Source organism: Zymomonas mobilis subsp. pomaceae ATCC 29192 (genome assembly GCF_000218875.1).
Classification (GTDB): domain Bacteria; phylum Pseudomonadota; class Alphaproteobacteria; order Sphingomonadales; family Sphingomonadaceae; genus Zymomonas; species Zymomonas pomaceae.
This window is the reverse complement of sequence record NC_015709.1, coordinates 1,102,116-1,117,617: the sequence shown is the minus strand read 5'-3', so window position 1 is coordinate 1,117,617 and position 15,502 is coordinate 1,102,116. Positions and strand designations below refer to the sequence as shown.

The 15,502-nt window shown below is 44.6% G+C and carries 12 protein-coding genes; 6 read left to right on the top strand and 6 right to left on the bottom strand.

Going from position 1 to position 15,502, the window contains the following annotated elements; genetic code table 11:
• Positions 1 to 85 precede the first annotated feature (85 nt).
• From rpmA to ZYMOP_RS04890, 3 genes are all read right to left on the bottom strand, one after another.
• Entirely contained in the window at positions 86 to 355 is a 270-nt protein-coding gene (gene rpmA, locus ZYMOP_RS04900) for a 50S ribosomal protein L27 (RefSeq protein ID WP_013934248.1), read from the bottom strand.
• A 136-nt stretch (positions 356 to 491) separates the two neighbouring features.
• Positions 492 to 800, bottom strand: coding sequence for a 50S ribosomal protein L21 (rplU, locus tag ZYMOP_RS04895; RefSeq protein ID WP_013934247.1), 309 nt, complete (start codon positions 798 to 800; stop codon positions 492 to 494).
• 291 nt (positions 801 to 1,091) lie between these two features.
• Entirely contained in the window at positions 1,092 to 2,522 is a 1,431-nt protein-coding gene (locus ZYMOP_RS04890; RefSeq protein WP_013934246.1) for an MATE family efflux transporter, read from the bottom strand.
• A gap of 279 nt (positions 2,523 to 2,801) precedes the next feature.
• On the opposite strand from ZYMOP_RS04890, the gene ZYMOP_RS04885 reads away from it, so the two are divergent.
• Positions 2,802 to 3,452, top strand: coding sequence for a 5-formyltetrahydrofolate cyclo-ligase (locus ZYMOP_RS04885; protein ID WP_013934245.1), 651 nt, complete (start codon positions 2,802 to 2,804; stop codon positions 3,450 to 3,452).
• A 35-nt stretch (positions 3,453 to 3,487) separates the two neighbouring features.
• On the opposite strand, the gene ZYMOP_RS04880 is transcribed toward ZYMOP_RS04885, so the two are convergent.
• Positions 3,488 to 5,041, bottom strand: coding sequence for a M23 family metallopeptidase (locus tag ZYMOP_RS04880; RefSeq protein WP_013934244.1), 1,554 nt, complete (start codon positions 5,039 to 5,041; stop codon positions 3,488 to 3,490).
• A 457-nt stretch (positions 5,042 to 5,498) separates the two neighbouring features.
• On the opposite strand from ZYMOP_RS04880, the gene ZYMOP_RS04875 reads away from it, so the two are divergent.
• From ZYMOP_RS04875 to ZYMOP_RS04865, 3 genes are all read left to right on the top strand, one after another.
• Complete coding sequence (locus ZYMOP_RS04875; RefSeq protein ID WP_013934243.1) at positions 5,499 to 8,279, top strand: helicase-related protein; 2,781 nt, start codon at positions 5,499 to 5,501, stop codon at positions 8,277 to 8,279.
• Between the two features lie 273 nt (positions 8,280 to 8,552).
• The gene (gene fdxA / locus ZYMOP_RS04870) at positions 8,553 to 8,891 is read left to right on the top strand and encodes a ferredoxin FdxA (protein ID WP_013934242.1); all 339 of its coding nucleotides are present in this window, start codon (positions 8,553 to 8,555) and stop codon (positions 8,889 to 8,891) included.
• A 334-nt stretch (positions 8,892 to 9,225) separates the two neighbouring features.
• The gene (locus ZYMOP_RS04865; protein ID WP_013934241.1) at positions 9,226 to 9,768 is read left to right on the top strand and encodes a CarD family transcriptional regulator; all 543 of its coding nucleotides are present in this window, start codon (positions 9,226 to 9,228) and stop codon (positions 9,766 to 9,768) included.
• 179 nt (positions 9,769 to 9,947) lie between these two features.
• Here ZYMOP_RS04865 and metW read toward each other — a convergent pair whose 3' ends face one another.
• Together metW and metX are read right to left on the bottom strand one after the other, a co-directional pair.
• Positions 9,948 to 10,598, bottom strand: a complete 651-nt coding sequence (metW, locus tag ZYMOP_RS04860; RefSeq protein ID WP_013934240.1) for a methionine biosynthesis protein MetW — start codon at positions 10,596 to 10,598, stop codon at positions 9,948 to 9,950.
• Complete coding sequence (gene metX / locus ZYMOP_RS04855) at positions 10,595 to 11,716, bottom strand: homoserine O-acetyltransferase MetX (protein WP_013934239.1); 1,122 nt, start codon at positions 11,714 to 11,716, stop codon at positions 10,595 to 10,597. Before metX ends, metW begins: the two co-directional genes overlap by 4 nt.
• 222 nt (positions 11,717 to 11,938) lie before the next feature.
• Between metX and ZYMOP_RS04850 the strand changes: the two genes are divergently transcribed.
• Positions 11,939 to 12,688: an SDR family NAD(P)-dependent oxidoreductase gene (locus tag ZYMOP_RS04850; RefSeq protein WP_013934238.1), complete on the top strand. Its 750-nt coding sequence runs from the start codon at positions 11,939 to 11,941 to the stop codon at positions 12,686 to 12,688.
• A gap of 15 nt (positions 12,689 to 12,703) precedes the next feature.
• Positions 12,704 to 15,463 (top strand): DNA polymerase I, encoded by a 2,760-nt coding sequence (gene polA / locus ZYMOP_RS04845; protein ID WP_013934237.1) that lies wholly within the window; start codon positions 12,704 to 12,706, stop codon positions 15,461 to 15,463.
• The last annotated feature ends 39 nt before the right edge of the window (positions 15,464 to 15,502 follow it).

Sequence of the window (15,502 nt, the reverse complement as noted above, 5' to 3'; positions counted from 1 at the left end):
TTTATTAGGCTGCTCCCTCTTTTACTACTTTTACAAGTAGTTGTAATCGGGTCGCCCTCACATGGACGACCCAACGGATCATCCGTTATTCAGCTGCCATGGGCAATGCATCGACGCTGACGTAACTACGGCCTAGTTTGCCCTTATGGAAAACTACTCGGCCTTCTGCTGTTGCAAATAATGTATGGTCTTTGCCCATACCTACATTACGTCCAGCATATACCTTGGTTCCGCGCTGACGGATAATAATGTTACCGCCAATAACGTTTTCACCACCAAATTTTTTAACGCCAAGACGACGACCTGCTGAATCACGACCGTTACGCGATGAGCCGCCTGCTTTTTTATGTGCCATTATGCAATCTCCCTAGAAAAGTCTGCTCCATATAGGAGGAAGAACTTCGCCGGTTAAAATTCTGAACATTTTGGCACTGATAGGTAAAACTACGCACAGTGCTAAAAAAAGTTTCAGAAAAAACGAAAATCAAATGTTAAGCAGCGGCGTTACCAACTGATACAATTTTGAGAATCGTATGCTGTTGACGATGGCCGTTACGGCGGCGGTAGTTATGGCGGCGGCGTTTCTTGAAGACGATGACCTTTTCCGCTTTAGCCTGAGCAATGATCTCAGCTGCAACCGTCAAACCTGTGACGGGCTTAAGATCAGCGCCCTCACCAGCAAGCAGGACATCTTCAAGAGAAACTGTCGTTCCCGCCTCGCCGGCGATTTTTTCGACAACAATTTTGTCTCCAGCGGCGACGCGGTATTGCTTCCCGCCGGTGCGCACGATAGCGAACATGGCTTTTATCACTTCTTCATAAGGCATGAAAATACATACGATCGGATCGTGCGAGGATACCCGCGCACGCCGGTTTAAGTGAGGTCTGCTAGTCTAATCTTTTGTTCGAGTCAATATATTTGATAGCTGTTTTAAAAGAAAACGGCGGTTTTTGGCCTTTTTTTTAATTTTCCTATAGAGTTCACCTATCTTTTTTGCTGATAAGGACAATTAAGGTAATCATTGGCTCTATCCTTTTTAAAGCCGCGATATTCATCCTCAAACTGCGAAAAAGAAGGGTAGAATGGGTACCTATGTAAATTGGCGTTTTGCTAAAAAAGGCAACAGTCCAAGCTGTAATCCGCTGCGAAAAAGATAAAAAAGACTATAGGCAAGCCATAAGCCATAGTTTCCGAACCCATGCATTACAGTCAGGCTGAGGGTAAACAAAAAGGAAGCGCCCGCCATACTGAACATCATTGCGCGGCTCCATCCTGCGCCTACAAAAACGCCATCCATAACGAAAGAACTAACACCCAAAATGGGTAAAAGGCTTAACCAAAAAGCATTCTTTGTGGCTATATCAATAACGCGATGATCCGTTGTAAAGGTCTGCATCAGAAAGGGACTACGAAAAGTATAAAAAAGAGCCATGACAAGCGCTACGCTTAGGCTTTGGATCATTAAATTCTGAGTTATTTTGAAAAAGTAGCCTTTGTCGTTCATCCCCACGGCTTCTCCGCACAAAATTTGAGCCGCACTTTCATAACCATCTAAAATCAGAACAGATAAAGTGAAAAGCTGATTAAGAATAGCGTTAGCCGCCAATATGACGATTCCTTGTTGAACACTCATGCGTGTAAAAAGGGTGATTGCACTCATTAAAAGTATCGTACGGATGAAAAGATCACGGTTGAGCCGAAATAAATCTAGTATCGTTTGTTTATGCCACGTCGAGGTCTGTTTGAATAAGGATGGTAATTGCGAAAAAGCAATATGGCGACTGATCATAACCAATAAGAAGGCAGTCGAAAATATTTCTGAAATGACAGAGGCATTGGCGACCGCTCTTACCCCTTGACCAAGGATAATAACGCCTATCCAGTCCAGAGCGATATGCAAAAAGTTACTGCTGATTTCCATAATCAACACAGCGCGCATTCGTCTGATACCAATGAGCCAAGCACTTAAGACGCTATTGGTTAAAATTAAGGGGATTACCCAATAGCGCCTTGCAACATAATATTGCGCTTGAGTTGCGACCGCTCCCGAAGCGTCCAGTAAATATAGTCCACAGGATAAAAGAACAGGTTTCAATATTAATAAAAACGCACCAATAGATATGGCAAGCGCAACGGCACGAACCAAGGTCCGTTCAGTTTGATAATTAGGTGTTTTTCGGCAGGGATGTCCCAGTTCATCTTCTTGCCATGGGGTTTCTGTCAGAGACTGAGGTGGGGTTTCAGGGGTCGTTTTTTGTCCTGCGGCCTGTGCTGTAAGCGCAGTCGTACCAGAGCGTAAAAAATTAAAAATAACACATAAGGTTGTTAGTAATCTGGCGCCAATTTCGACCCCACCTTGCATATTAGGATTGCCCATTCTTCCGATCATCCAGATATCGGCTAATCCGAATAGGGCCGTTGCAATATTGGTGAGCATCGCTGGAAAGGCGATCGTTACGATTAGTTTTTGAAAGGCAAGATTAGGAAAAAAACGAGGGAATATTTGTTGTGTTGATGCCATGTTGGAGGCATGGCCATAGGATTTTTGACTGTCAAGGGAACATAAAAGAAGAATACCGAATATTGGATCGGTTTAGGTTTCAAGATTAGGCTACAACAAAGACTAAAATTTTCTAATTTTTTTGGATGGAGGAAAACCTTTAAGGGAAGACGGCCCTATTGCAGTATTGTTTTTTCTTTTCTTTTTAACGGATGCAGGTTGAAAAAAGAACAAGCCAGAACGAGATATCATAAACTGAAGCATTTTTTATTCTAACTTTTTGATTTGATGGAGAAGCTTGTGTCCGTTGCTTCGTCTTCCCCTTTTTCTACCGCAAATTTTTTCAAAGAGGGGGGTGAGGGGGATAATATCGGCTGTCATAATGATTTAGCTGATAAAAAAGCTTTGCGGAAAGTTTTTCGTCATCGTCGAAAGGCGTTGCGTGACAATCCGTCATGGAGTGCAGATGGGTTAATTTTTACCCTTATGCTGGCAGAGCATGTGCGCACCCATTTTGGAAAAGCCCAATCTATAGCAGCTTATTTGCCCAATGATGGAGAGGTTGATCCTCTGCCCGTTTTTCTACAAGCGATTGAGGCCGGTATCAAACCCGTTTTACCTCGGATTGTCGCCAAGGATACACCGCTGCATTTTCACCATTGGTGGCCTGGAGATCCTTTAGAAGAAGGTTGTGCCGGTATTTTACAGCCAACAGCGAATGCAGAAGAGATAATACCTGATATTATTTTAACACCCTTGGTTGGTTTCGACCGCTCTCTTCGACGTTTAGGTCGAGGGGGTGGCTATTATGATCGTAGCTTTCAGGCTTATCCCGATGCTATCCGTATTGGGATCGCTTGGAGCATTCAAGAAGCCCCCTCTATTCCGGTTGACCCATGGGATATTCCGCTTCATGCTGTTGCTACAGAAAAAGAATGGATTGGCTTTTAGTATTTTTTATTCTTTCTTTCCCTCTCTATGTCTTGTTATTTGTTAGCAAGAAGCGGGGTTATCGCATGGCGGAATTTATCTAAATCTTGGCCTGCAAGCTGATAATAGCTGGCGCTGACAAAATTATTGGGGTTGATGGGCGTATTATTATAGTGGACTTCGTAATGAAGATGGGGGCCAGTAGAAAGGCCGCTGCTACCTATTTGACCAATCATCTGTCCCTGTGAAATATACTGCCCTTGATGGGCAAACAGGCGGCTCATATGACCATAGGCGGTTTCTATGCCCCGTCCATGATCAATTAATATGAAATTTCCATAACCCGACCGCTGACCTGCATAGATCACTTGGCCGTCAGCCGCCGCTTTGATAGGCGTACCATAGGGGCCACTAATATCGATCCCTTTGTGAAAACGCGTGATGCCCAAAATCGGATGGTAACGATAGCCGAAGGGTGATGTTATCCGCCCTGACACCGGCACTATAAAATTATGGGGATTGGCCAGCGGAGCGCGGCCTTTTTCATCAAGCCAATAGCTTTCCCCCTCTTTTTCCCATTTAAATAACTGAATTTGGGAAGGCTGTTGATCTTTTGTTTTTGGAAAAAAATTTTCTTGTTTGAGGGCAATATAAAGAGGATCGCCAATAGCCTTTTCACCTAAAACCGTTTGTCGTTGGGTTAGCACCATATCAAGCCGTGTTTTATGGCGTAAAAATATATTGGGATGGGTAATATTTTTTTTGAGCAATTTTTCTATATTCTCGGCAAGGAGGCGGGGCAAACCCACTGCCTGTACAGCTTCTGGAATATTCTTATCAACGATGACACTGAACCGGATAGGACGGGTCGTGAAGGGCACTTTATGCTGTGTCAGTTTTAAATCTTCTTTTTCCCGATCAATATTGATTATTGCATCAAAACGCGCCTGAAAATTAAGGTGCTCTATCTTTCGCGCCTGCATCGGATTAGCGGCCGTGCTCATAATGACATGAAAAATAGTTTCGGGTGCCAAACTATCAACCGGCGTAACGGTTTCAATTAACTGGCGAATATGCTGTGCTTCTTCTGTCGCAACACCTGATTTCTCAAGCATTTGAACAAAATTCAGGCCTTTTCTTTCCAAATTATGCATCCCCACAGGATGCACCGCAGATAAGCTTTCTGCCGTAGTCACTACAGTTATATGGTTTTTTTCAGGAAAAAACGTATTCATAGCAAGCCCTGCGGATAGCGGCGTTTTCCGTGGTTGTGCCGTGATCGTGGGTGTAACAGGTTCTGTATCAGCCGGTATCAATACAGCCTTTGGAACGGGATAGGTTAAAGCCGCCGCTGTTATCAGGGTTGTTAAGCTAAAAATGCCGCGCCACCAACGGGGTGAACCGATAGCCTCCGCAAGATTGACTACCCAGTCATCTCTTAGAAACCATGTATCCAATTGTAGCCAATCATTTTGTGATGAAGAAGGGGCATGATAGGTTGTGGTAAAAGCGCGTACTCTATCTACCACCATCCGTAAGGGGAGAGGGGCTTTCTCCGTCCGATTACGATGGGACGCTATAGAATCCGTGGTGGCGATGCTTTCACCCATTAATAAAGAACCTTAATAAAATAACCGAAATTGGCCTTTTCTTTTAAAAAAAGAATAGAATCCAAACTTCTGGGATAACCTTTTTGGTATGTAATATTGAAAAGGCTATGCCTTTAGGGGGTATCTATCCCAGAATTATCAAAATTTATTTAAGACCAATTTATCCCGAAGATCTCTGTATCGGATAAAAGGCTTAAGGATGCTAACGGAAGAAAGCGATTTGTTTTAAATAATAACAATAAGCCCCAGCTGAATTTGCGATGAACAGCTAAGAATATGCGACTAAAATAATATAATGTTAAAAATTATCATTTTATTTTAATAATCAGACCGCATTTTATTGATAGAAAAATGCGGTAAAAATTGTCATGCTTTGTAAAGCATAAGACCACTTACTGAATAAGTCTGTGGTAACCACTTGCCTTTTTTCTGATAAATCCCGACATTATACCATATTATGGCCCGCTTTACATCTTCGTCATCCGTGATTGCCGTTCTTGGTCCTACCAATACTGGCAAGACACATCTGGCCGTCGAGCGCATGTGCGCTTATTCTTCCGGTGTTATCGGCTTTCCATTACGCTTGTTAGCCCGTGAAGTTTATGATCGTGTCGTCGCGATAAAAGGAAAAGAGCGCGTCGCCTTGATTACGGGTGAGGAAAAAATTTTACCCGAAAAAGCACAGTATTTTTTATGCACAGCGGAATCCATGCCTATGGATCGGGATTTTGCTTTTGCCGCCTTGGATGAAGTCCAATTAGGTTGTGATCGGGAACGGGGGCATGTCTTTACCGATCGGCTCCTTAATTTAAGAGGGCGCGAGGTGACGATGTTTTTGGGTTCTGATGCCCTTAGACCTCTTTTACGCCGCCTTATACCGGGGATTGAAATTGTCAGTCGCCCGCGTTTTTCTACGCTTTCTTATACTGGTCCTGCCAAGCTATCCCGTTTGCCCCCGCGTTCGGCAATCGTCGCTTTTTCCGCCGAAGAAGTCTATGCCACCGCTGAAATGCTGCGGCGGTTACGAGGGGGCGCCGCTGTTGTTATGGGGGCACTATCGCCTCGGACGCGGAATGCTCAGGTCGAGATGTTCCAAGCGGGTGAGGTGGACTATCTTGTCGCTACCGATGCGATCGGTATGGGGTTAAATATGGATGTGACCCATGTCGCCTTTGCCTCGTTAAGTAAATTTGATGGGCGGCAGTTACGGCGCCTAACAATTGCTGAAATGGCCCAAATCGCTGGGCGCGCCGGACGATTTCAACGCAATGGTAGCTTTGGGGTATTGCAATGGCCTGGAGAAACAACCGCATTACGGGAAGAAGAAGTTTCTGCTATCGAAGAACATCGTTTCCCGCCCCTTCAGTATCTGTATTGGCGAGATGGCCAACCCGATACTAGTAACATAGACAACCTGATTGCCTCTCTTGAACATAAACCGGGGTTACCTCTGTTGAGAGCGGCCCCCGAAAGCTATGATCTAGCTGTTTTACACAAATTAGCGGAAGATCCCAAGATAAGGGAACGAAGCCGTAGCAGCTTGACTGTTAAAAGGTTGTGGTCGGCCTGTGGATTACCGGATTTTAGAAAAACAGGTATCGAAGCGCATAGCCGTTTGGTCAGTCGGATATTCCGTTATTTAACAGAAGGGAATGGCTACCTGCCTGTTAGCTGGTTTGCTGATGAAATCGTCAAACTGGATAATATGCAAGGCGATGTTTCGATTTTATCTGAGCGTCTGGCCGGTATTCGGACTTGGGCTTATATTGCACATCGTTCTGATTGGTTAGAAGACCCTGTAAAATGGGCTAATAGAGCACGGGAGTTAGAAGAAAAATTATCTGATGCCCTCCATGAACGGCTGACGCAACGTTTCGTCGATCGGCGCACATCTATCTTGATGCGTGATATGGGCAAAGCCAGTCTTGACCTAATCCCGACAGAGTTTGCAGAAGACGGTGCGGTGTTGGTCGGTGGCGAAATGATTGGGCAATTGGACGGTTTTACTTTTCATGTTGATCCTGCCTCTCGCCATGGCGATATGAAGCGGCTACATGCGGCGGCTGAACGAAGGCTGGGAAATGAATTGGCTCGGCGCGCCAAAGCTTTATCGGATGATGAGGACAAGGCTTTCTCTTTATTAGCGGAAAAAGGGCAGCCCGTCGGCCTATTGTGGCAAGGGTATCCTGTTGCCCGTTTGGATAGAGGTAAATCCTTTCTGACACCCAAGATTATCTTACATCGCCCGCTAGAACGTCTTACCTCGAATGATCAAAAGCATATTGAGAAACGGCTTAACAACTGGCTGACAAAACAGACCGGACAAAAATTAGCTTCTTTGGTCAAATTATCGGAGGTGGCAACCATTATGACAACGCCCCCTGCGTTACGGGCTTTGTTTGCATCTTTGATTGAAAAAGGCGGATATTTACCCCGTTTTGAAATAGAAAATATTATAAAAACTTTAGATCGTCCTTTAAGAAAAAAGGCGGCGGCTTTTGGTATTCGTTTTGGGCGATTGGATATTTTTATCTCGGCATTGCTTCAACCAGAAGCGATACGTTGGCGTTCTGCTTTAATGGCGGCCTCTAAAAATGAGCCTTTGCGTTTTTATCCAGAAAAAGGACAGCTAACGATCGAGAAGCCTTTTGATGCTGAAACCGCAGAGCGCGCGAGCCTTATCGGTTTTCGGCCTTTGGGTGGCCAGATGGTACGGGTTGATAGCGTCGAAAAATTGGCCAAAATGGCACATGACCAGCGTTTGCTCAAAAGGGCTGAAAAATTGTCCTCTGAAAAATTAGAGCCTGCTCAAAATAATTTAGAGGCGCAAAAAAAATTGGCTTCACCTTTTAAAAGGTTAAAACGCTCTCAATTAAAATATCCGTTGTCCATAAGAGACTCTATTTCTGATCCGAAAAGCAAGGTGCTTGATAAAACGCATCAAAAGGTAAAAAAATCAGATTTTATACCCGATCTAACGATGATGCGTGGCATGGGCTTAAAACCTGAATCTTTTGCTATGCTCATGTTAAAGCTGGGTTTTCGTCCAGTGGAAAAAAAACAAGGACAGGCGCAAAAAACAAAACAGCAAGTTTGGGGTTGGGAACAGCGGTGGATATGGCGGGGCGCAAGGCGTCGCCTTGGTCCAACAAGGGCATCCCCTAACAGTGAACGGAATATCGGGAACGCCTTCGCCGTTTTAGCGACCTTAAAGGATGGTACTTTACCCTTAGGGTAGGTCTATAAACTGTATTCTTTTTACTGCACTTGCCTTGTCAGAATCGGGCTTTTCCGCTTCAACGCTTGTCAAAAATCTATTTAATTTCTAGAGCAGGGGTTCGTATTCCAAAGGGCACTTTTTGAGTGTTGCTTTCGGAGCAGATGATTAGCCAGAAGAACATTTTTTAGGATGTTTTCTGTCGTTTTTTCGTCTGTGGTTGTTCGTCTGGGTATGTCGTTGAGCTTTTGGAAGTGAGCTTCGGCGTGAGCCCTCTTACCGGAGTTTGTTTTAATGACTTACGTCGTCACCGATGCCTGTATCCGTTGTAAGTATATGGACTGCGTCGAAGTCTGTCCTGTGGATTGTTTTTATGAAGGCGAGAATATGCTCGTCATCAATCCCAATGAATGTATTGATTGTGGGGTTTGTGAACCGGAATGTCCGGCAGAAGCTATTTTGCCCGATACGGAAAATGGCCTTGAAAGCTGGATGGAACTGAACAGCAAATATGCTGAAGAATGGCCCAATATCACGCGTAAAGGCGAAGCCCCAGCCGATGCAGATGAAATGCGGGACGTTACTAATAAGTTAGAAAAATTCTTTTCACCTAAACCGGGGAAGGGCGATTGATCCTTTTTCCGTTTCAAGCGTTCTAAAAAATAATAGCCGTTTTTAGCCTGATAACCGCCCTTAGCTTCTGCTTTCGGGCGTTATTAGGCTATGGGCTGTTGGAACTTTTCCTGATTTATGATAAAGACTCTCTCGAAAAGTAGATTTTTGGGGGAACTTTACCAGATAGCAGATAATAAATGCTGTCTCTTTTCTTCCTCTGTCTTACAGAAATGGGTTCTCCGCATCATGACTACCGGCTTTGGTCGGCTATTGATATCTGGGTTTCTGACACCTGATTTTTTACAATCATCCGTCGTTGCGGGGGGCTTTACCACAGGAAAGGTCGTATATAATGGCTTCCAAGGCGCTGAGTTTTGTTGTCGGCGATTATGTCGTTTACCCTAAGCATGGCGTAGGCCGTGTTGTTGAATTACAAAGCCAGGAAATTGCCGGAACCCGTCTTGAACTTTATGTCCTGCGTTTTGAAAAAGAGAGAATGACCTTACGCGTTCCTACAAATAAGGCAGAGGCTGTAGGTATGCGTAAGCTTTCATCCAGTGCTACCCTTCAAGAAGCTATTCAGACCTTGAAAGGTAAACCACGGATCAAGCGGACGATGTGGTCCCGCCGTGCGCAGGAATATGAAGCGAAAATTAATTCTGGTGATCTGGTTTCTATTGCTGAAGTTGTACGTGATTTATTTCGTGCTGATGATCAGCCGGAACAGAGCTATTCCGAGCGTCAGATTTTTGAAGGGGCTGCTTCCCGTCTTGCCCGTGAATTAGCCGCTATGGAAAATACCGACGAACCCAAAGCCTTAGATAAAATATTTGAGATTTTGAAAGAAGCGGCTGCTGATCATCGTCAGGTTGTAAAAGAAGAAATGGCAGACTGATTCTAAAAATTATTTGTAATCCATATTATGGATTGAGGCATTAAGTAGACTTAAAAGCGGCTTTTCTTGAAAAGAGATAGGCCGCTTTTAATTTATTTACTTCAAAAGATAACAATAAGATTAAATTTTTATTTTCCCTTAAAGTATTTGGGTTTTTATAGTTTCTGTCGAACGTTAAGTTAGTGATGAATAAGGAATAAGGCATTTTCTGCCCGCCAGTTAGCTGCACGCGCAGTAATCTGTTTATTATGGGTAAAAAACCAACTTTCTTTTACTTTATAGTGATGCGCGGCAATAAATTCGTAAAAATCTTCTATCGTCAGCATATGAATATTATCAGTTTCATACCATGAAATAGGAAGACTAGGCGTCATCGGCATCCGCCCATGTAACAATAATTCTAGTCTAACTTTCCAATAAGCAAAATTAGGAAAGGAGACGAACGCATAACGGCCAATCCGTAAAAGCTGATCTAATATTTGATGGGGGGCCCGTGTCGTTTGTAACGTCTGACTTAAAATAACAAAATCAAAAGCCTGATCGGGATAATTAACGAGATCGGTATCTGCATCACCCTGAACAACGGAAAGCCCGCGCGATACAGCATGACCCACATTGACAGGATTGATTTCAATACCACGCGCATCAATATTTTTACTTTTTTTTAGGGCATACATAAGTGCCCCATCCCCACATCCAATATCCAGAACGCGGCTTTCCGGTATAATATGATTTGAAATAATCGCGAAATCTGGACGCGTAGGTTGTATAGAAAGCGATATTTTAACCGATGGGTCTTCACGGATTAAAGGGTCTTTCAGAGAGGTCATGCTCTATTTCCTTGCAGAAATCCGTGTATCGTCCTGTGAAGATCGGGGGCATCCAATAAAAAGGCATCGTGGCCATTTGGATTAGATAGTTCCATAAAACTGACAGCGGCACCTGCTGCATTTAAAGCATGGACAATAACCCGCGATTCTGCGGTTGGATAAAGCCAGTCGCTATCAAAGCTGATGACGCAAAAACGGCTACGAGTGCCTTGAAAAGCGTTCGCCAGTTTACCACCATGTTCCTCTGCCAAATCAAAATAATCTGTTGCGCGTGTAATATAGAGATAAGAATTGGCATCGAAACGTTCGACAAAACGAATACCTTGATGCCTGAGATAACTCTCAATCTGAAAATCAGCATCAAAACCAAAGCTTTTTTCCTGCCTTGATTGTAGACGCCGGCCAAAACGGGCGGTTAGGCCCGCTTCTGAAAGATAGGTAATATGCGCGGCCATACGAGCAACGGCTAAACCTGCTACGGGCGGATCTTTTTCGGCGTAATAATCACCATGCCGCCATTTGGGATCGGCCATGATAGCTTGACGCCCAACTTCATGAAAAGCAATATTTTGTGCTGAATGTCGAGCCGTAGAAGCGATAATGATCGCCGATTCAACACGATCAGGATAGGTAGCCGCCCATTCCAAGACTTGCATACCCCCCATTGATCCACCAATAGCTGCTTTCAGACGGCGAATGCCTAAATAATCCAGCAATTTAGCTTGGGCTCTTGCCATGTCTCGAATGGTGATAACCGGAAAACGCATCGCGTAAGGTTGATCCGAGTCTGGTACTAAACTGGAAGGCCCCGTTGAGCCAAGGCAGGAACCAAGGACATTAGAACAAATAATGCAATAACGATCTGGATCGATCGGCTTTCCTTTTCCGATCATCCGTGACCACCAGCCGGCTTTTCCTGTAATCGGATGATCAGAGGCGGCAAATTGGTCGGCGGTAAGGGGATGGCAAATCAAAATCGCGTTTGAGGCATCCGCATTAAGATGCCCATAGGTTTCATAGGCTATTTCTACAGACGGGAGCAGACTGCCGCCATCAAGTGCTAGCGCATCGGGTAAAGTTATATGCCGTTTCAGGCCAAAACGTACGTCATTATCCATCGTTCATTGCGAATTGGCGGTTGCAGCGGCCCTTGTCAACGTGCGATTGATGATATTGACCAAACACGGCTACGCTTTAAGGTTTTTTTTACCGCGCATTGGGTGCTTTTTGTAACAACTATCATGATTATTCTATTTTCATAAGTTTGCGGCCTCTTAAAAAAACAGGCATGACCAAAAATAACGGGACGATTACAGCACGAAAAATATGAGGAGGATGATATGTCAAAAACAGTTTTGATTACAGGCGCTACCGCAGGGTTTGGTGCCGCCGCCGCCCGTCTTTTTGTAAAGCAGGGATGGAAAGCGGTTGTAACAGGACGTCGGGCCGATCGTCTTGCTCAATTAGTCACCGAGTTAGGGGCGGATAAAGTGCATCCCGCTGCTTTTGATATTCGGGATGAAGCCGCTATGACGGCGGCCTTATTAGATTTACCATCAGAATTTTCTGATATTGATGTCTTAATCAATAATGCCGGACTCGCTTTAGGCGTAAAGCCCGCCCCTGATATCGATCTTGCGGATTGGCGTACTATGATTGATACTAACGTCACCGCCCTTGCTGTTATTACACAGCACTTATTACCAAAACTGATCAAACAGCGCGGTATGATTATTAATCTTAGTTCTACGGCCTCTCGTTGGCCTTATCCCGGTGGAAATTGCTATGGGGGGACTAAGGCTTTTGTGCGTCAATTTTCTTATGGCTTGCGATGTGATTTACATGGCACGGGTGTGCGTGTGACGTCTATAGAACCCGGTTTATGCGAAAGTGAATTCACGCTTGTTCGAACCAAGGGCGATAAAGAAGCTTATGACCAGACCTACAAGGGTGCCCATGCTTTACAACCAGAGGATATTGCTGAAACGCTTTTCTGGGTAGCGAGCCAGCCCCCGCATGTTAATATCAATTCTTTGGAACTGATGCCGGTCAGTCAAACCTGGAATTCATTTCGTATTTATCGTGATTAATTATTAAGGTCTTTTGTGACAGATCATTCTGAAAAGCCCCATCTTATTTTGATTGATGGTTCCGGCTATATTTTTCGTGCCTATCATCGTCTGCCGCCTTTAACGAATAAAGAAGGGCAGCCGGCGGGTGCCGTTTACGGTTTTACCACGATGCTGTGGAAACTGATTGAGAATGTTCGCAAGCAAGATGGTCCTACGCATTTTGCTGTTATTTTTGATTCTAGCCGAAAAAATTTTCGGCAGGCTATTTATTCAGAATATAAGGCCCATCGTCCGCCCCCTCCTGAAGATTTAGTGCCGCAATTTCCTTTGATTCGAGAAGCCACGCGCGCTTTTTCTGTGCCTTGCCTTGAGAAAGAAGGGTTGGAAGCCGATGATATTATCGCCGGCTATTCCAAAGTCGCCTTACAACGGGGCTTTTCAGTAACGGTCTATTCTTCTGATAAAGATTTAATGCAGCTGATACAGCCGGGACTTAGTTTATTTGATCCTGTTAATAATCGTTCTATTGGATCTACAGAAGTTATCGAGAAATTCGGTGTTGAGCCTGAGAAATTAGGTGATCTCTTGGCTTTAACCGGCGATACTTCAGATAATATTCCTGGTGTGCCAGGTGTAGGGCCGAAAACGGCTAGCCGATTATTAAATGAATATGGGTCTTTAACCAAAGTATTGGCGGCCGCTCCTGAAATTAAGCAACCCAAGTTGCGGCAGAATATGATAGCCTATGCCGATACGGCGCTATTATCTCGACAATTGGTATCCTTGGCGGATGATAAAACGCTTCCTGCCCCCTTGGATGATTTAGTTATTCGAGGCGTTAATATGGCGCCTTTACAAGCCTTTTTAGCAGAACAAGGTTTTCAATCCTTATTGGCACGGGCGGGGGCGGGTAAAACACCACCAGTCGCGGCCAGTGTCAGTGAAGCTGCTACCGTTCAGCAAAATTTTGATCGCAGTCTTTACGAAACCGTGCTTGATATTGAGACTTTGGATCGTTGGATTGCCGAGGCTTATAAAACGGGGTTTGTTGCGGTTGATACCGAAACCGACAATCTTGAAGCCACACAGGCCAATTTAGTGGGGATAAGTTTAGCCACCGCGCCTAATAAGGCGTGCTATATTCCTTGCGGGCATGGTGGTTTTGATCTTTTGGATCAAGCCCCCAAGCAAATAGAGGTTAAAGCCTTAACTGACCGTATAAGGCCCCTTTTAGAAGACCCTTCTATCCTTAAAATTGGCCAAAATATCAAATATGATATGATTGTTTTGGCACGCCATCAGGTCGCCATTACCCCTTATGATGATACGATGGTGATGAGTTACGATTTGGATGCCGGAAAACATGGCCATGGTATGGATGAATTAAGTCGGCTTCATTTCAACCATGAGCCGATTAGTTTTAAATCTCTTTGCGGTAGCGGGAAGTCCGCCCTATCTTTTAATCAGCTACCCATCGAGCAAGCGGCGCCTTATGCCGCTGAAGATGCGGATATTACTTTAAGACTGCGGCAGCTTTTTAAACCGCGCTTATCGACAGAACAGGTTACCGCTATCTATGAATATGTCGATCGGCCTTTGCCGCCGGTTATTGCCCGCATGGAACAAGCCGGTATTGCGGTCGATCAGTCTGCTTTAGCCCGTTTATCCCGTCGTTTTGCAACCGATATTAGCCGGTTAGAACAAGAAATATATGATCTTGCCGGGACAAGATTTTTGATTTCCAGCCCAAAACAAATGGGTGAAATTTTATTCGGACAACTGGGATTAGAAGGCGGAAAAAAAAGTAAAACAGGTCAATGGTCTACTAATGTTACTGAATTAGAACGCTTATCAGCATCCGGTGAAAAAATTGCGGTCAAAATTATGGAATGGCGGCAACTCACTAAACTGAAAAGCACCTATAGTGATGCTTTAATCGGAAAGATTAATCCAGAAACAGGGCGTGTCCATACTAACTTTACGCTAACCGGAGCGCAGACGGGTCGTCTTTCTTCTACAGATCCTAATTTACAAAATATTCCTATCCGAACGGACATCGGCAGAGAAATCAGAGAGGCGTTTATTGCAACGCCCGATCATGTTTTATTATCTGCCGATTATTCCCAGATCGAACTTCGTTTAGCGGCTTGTGTCGCAGATGAACCGGCTTTGCTTCAGGCTTTTAAGGATAAAGAAGATATTCACGCCTTAACAGCAAAACAGCTTTTTGGGCATGTGGATCGGGAAAGCCGTGCCCGCGCCAAAACCATTAATTTTGCTATTCTTTATGGCATTTCAGCATGGGGGTTAGCGGCAAGACTGGAAATTGATCGTACTACTGCACAGGCGATTATAGATCGTTATTTTGAGCGTTTCCCTGCCATTCGTCAGTATATCGATCGTACCTTAAATTTTGTACGTGAACATGGCTATGTCGTGACGCCCTTTGGTAGAAAAACACATTTGCCGGCCATTAAAGGGCGCAAAGTCACGGAGCGTCAGGCGGCCGAGCGACAAGCAGTTAATGCCCCTATTCAGGGTATGTCTGCTGATATAATCAAACGTGCGATGGCCAGAATGGAAGCGGCTTTAGAGGAAGCGGGGCTCTCTTCTGTAAAGATGCTGTTGCAAGTCCATGATGAATTAGTTTTTGAAGTTCCAAAAGCCGATGTTGAAAAAGCCAAACCGATCATTCGTCGGGTTATGATGGATGCGGCTTTACCCACTATTCAGTTACCCGTGGCTTTAGAAGTCGAAATCGGAACGGGTTCAAGTTGGGGTACCGCACATTGATTTCTGACAAAAAAGAAGCGGCAGAAGCAAAAGATATTG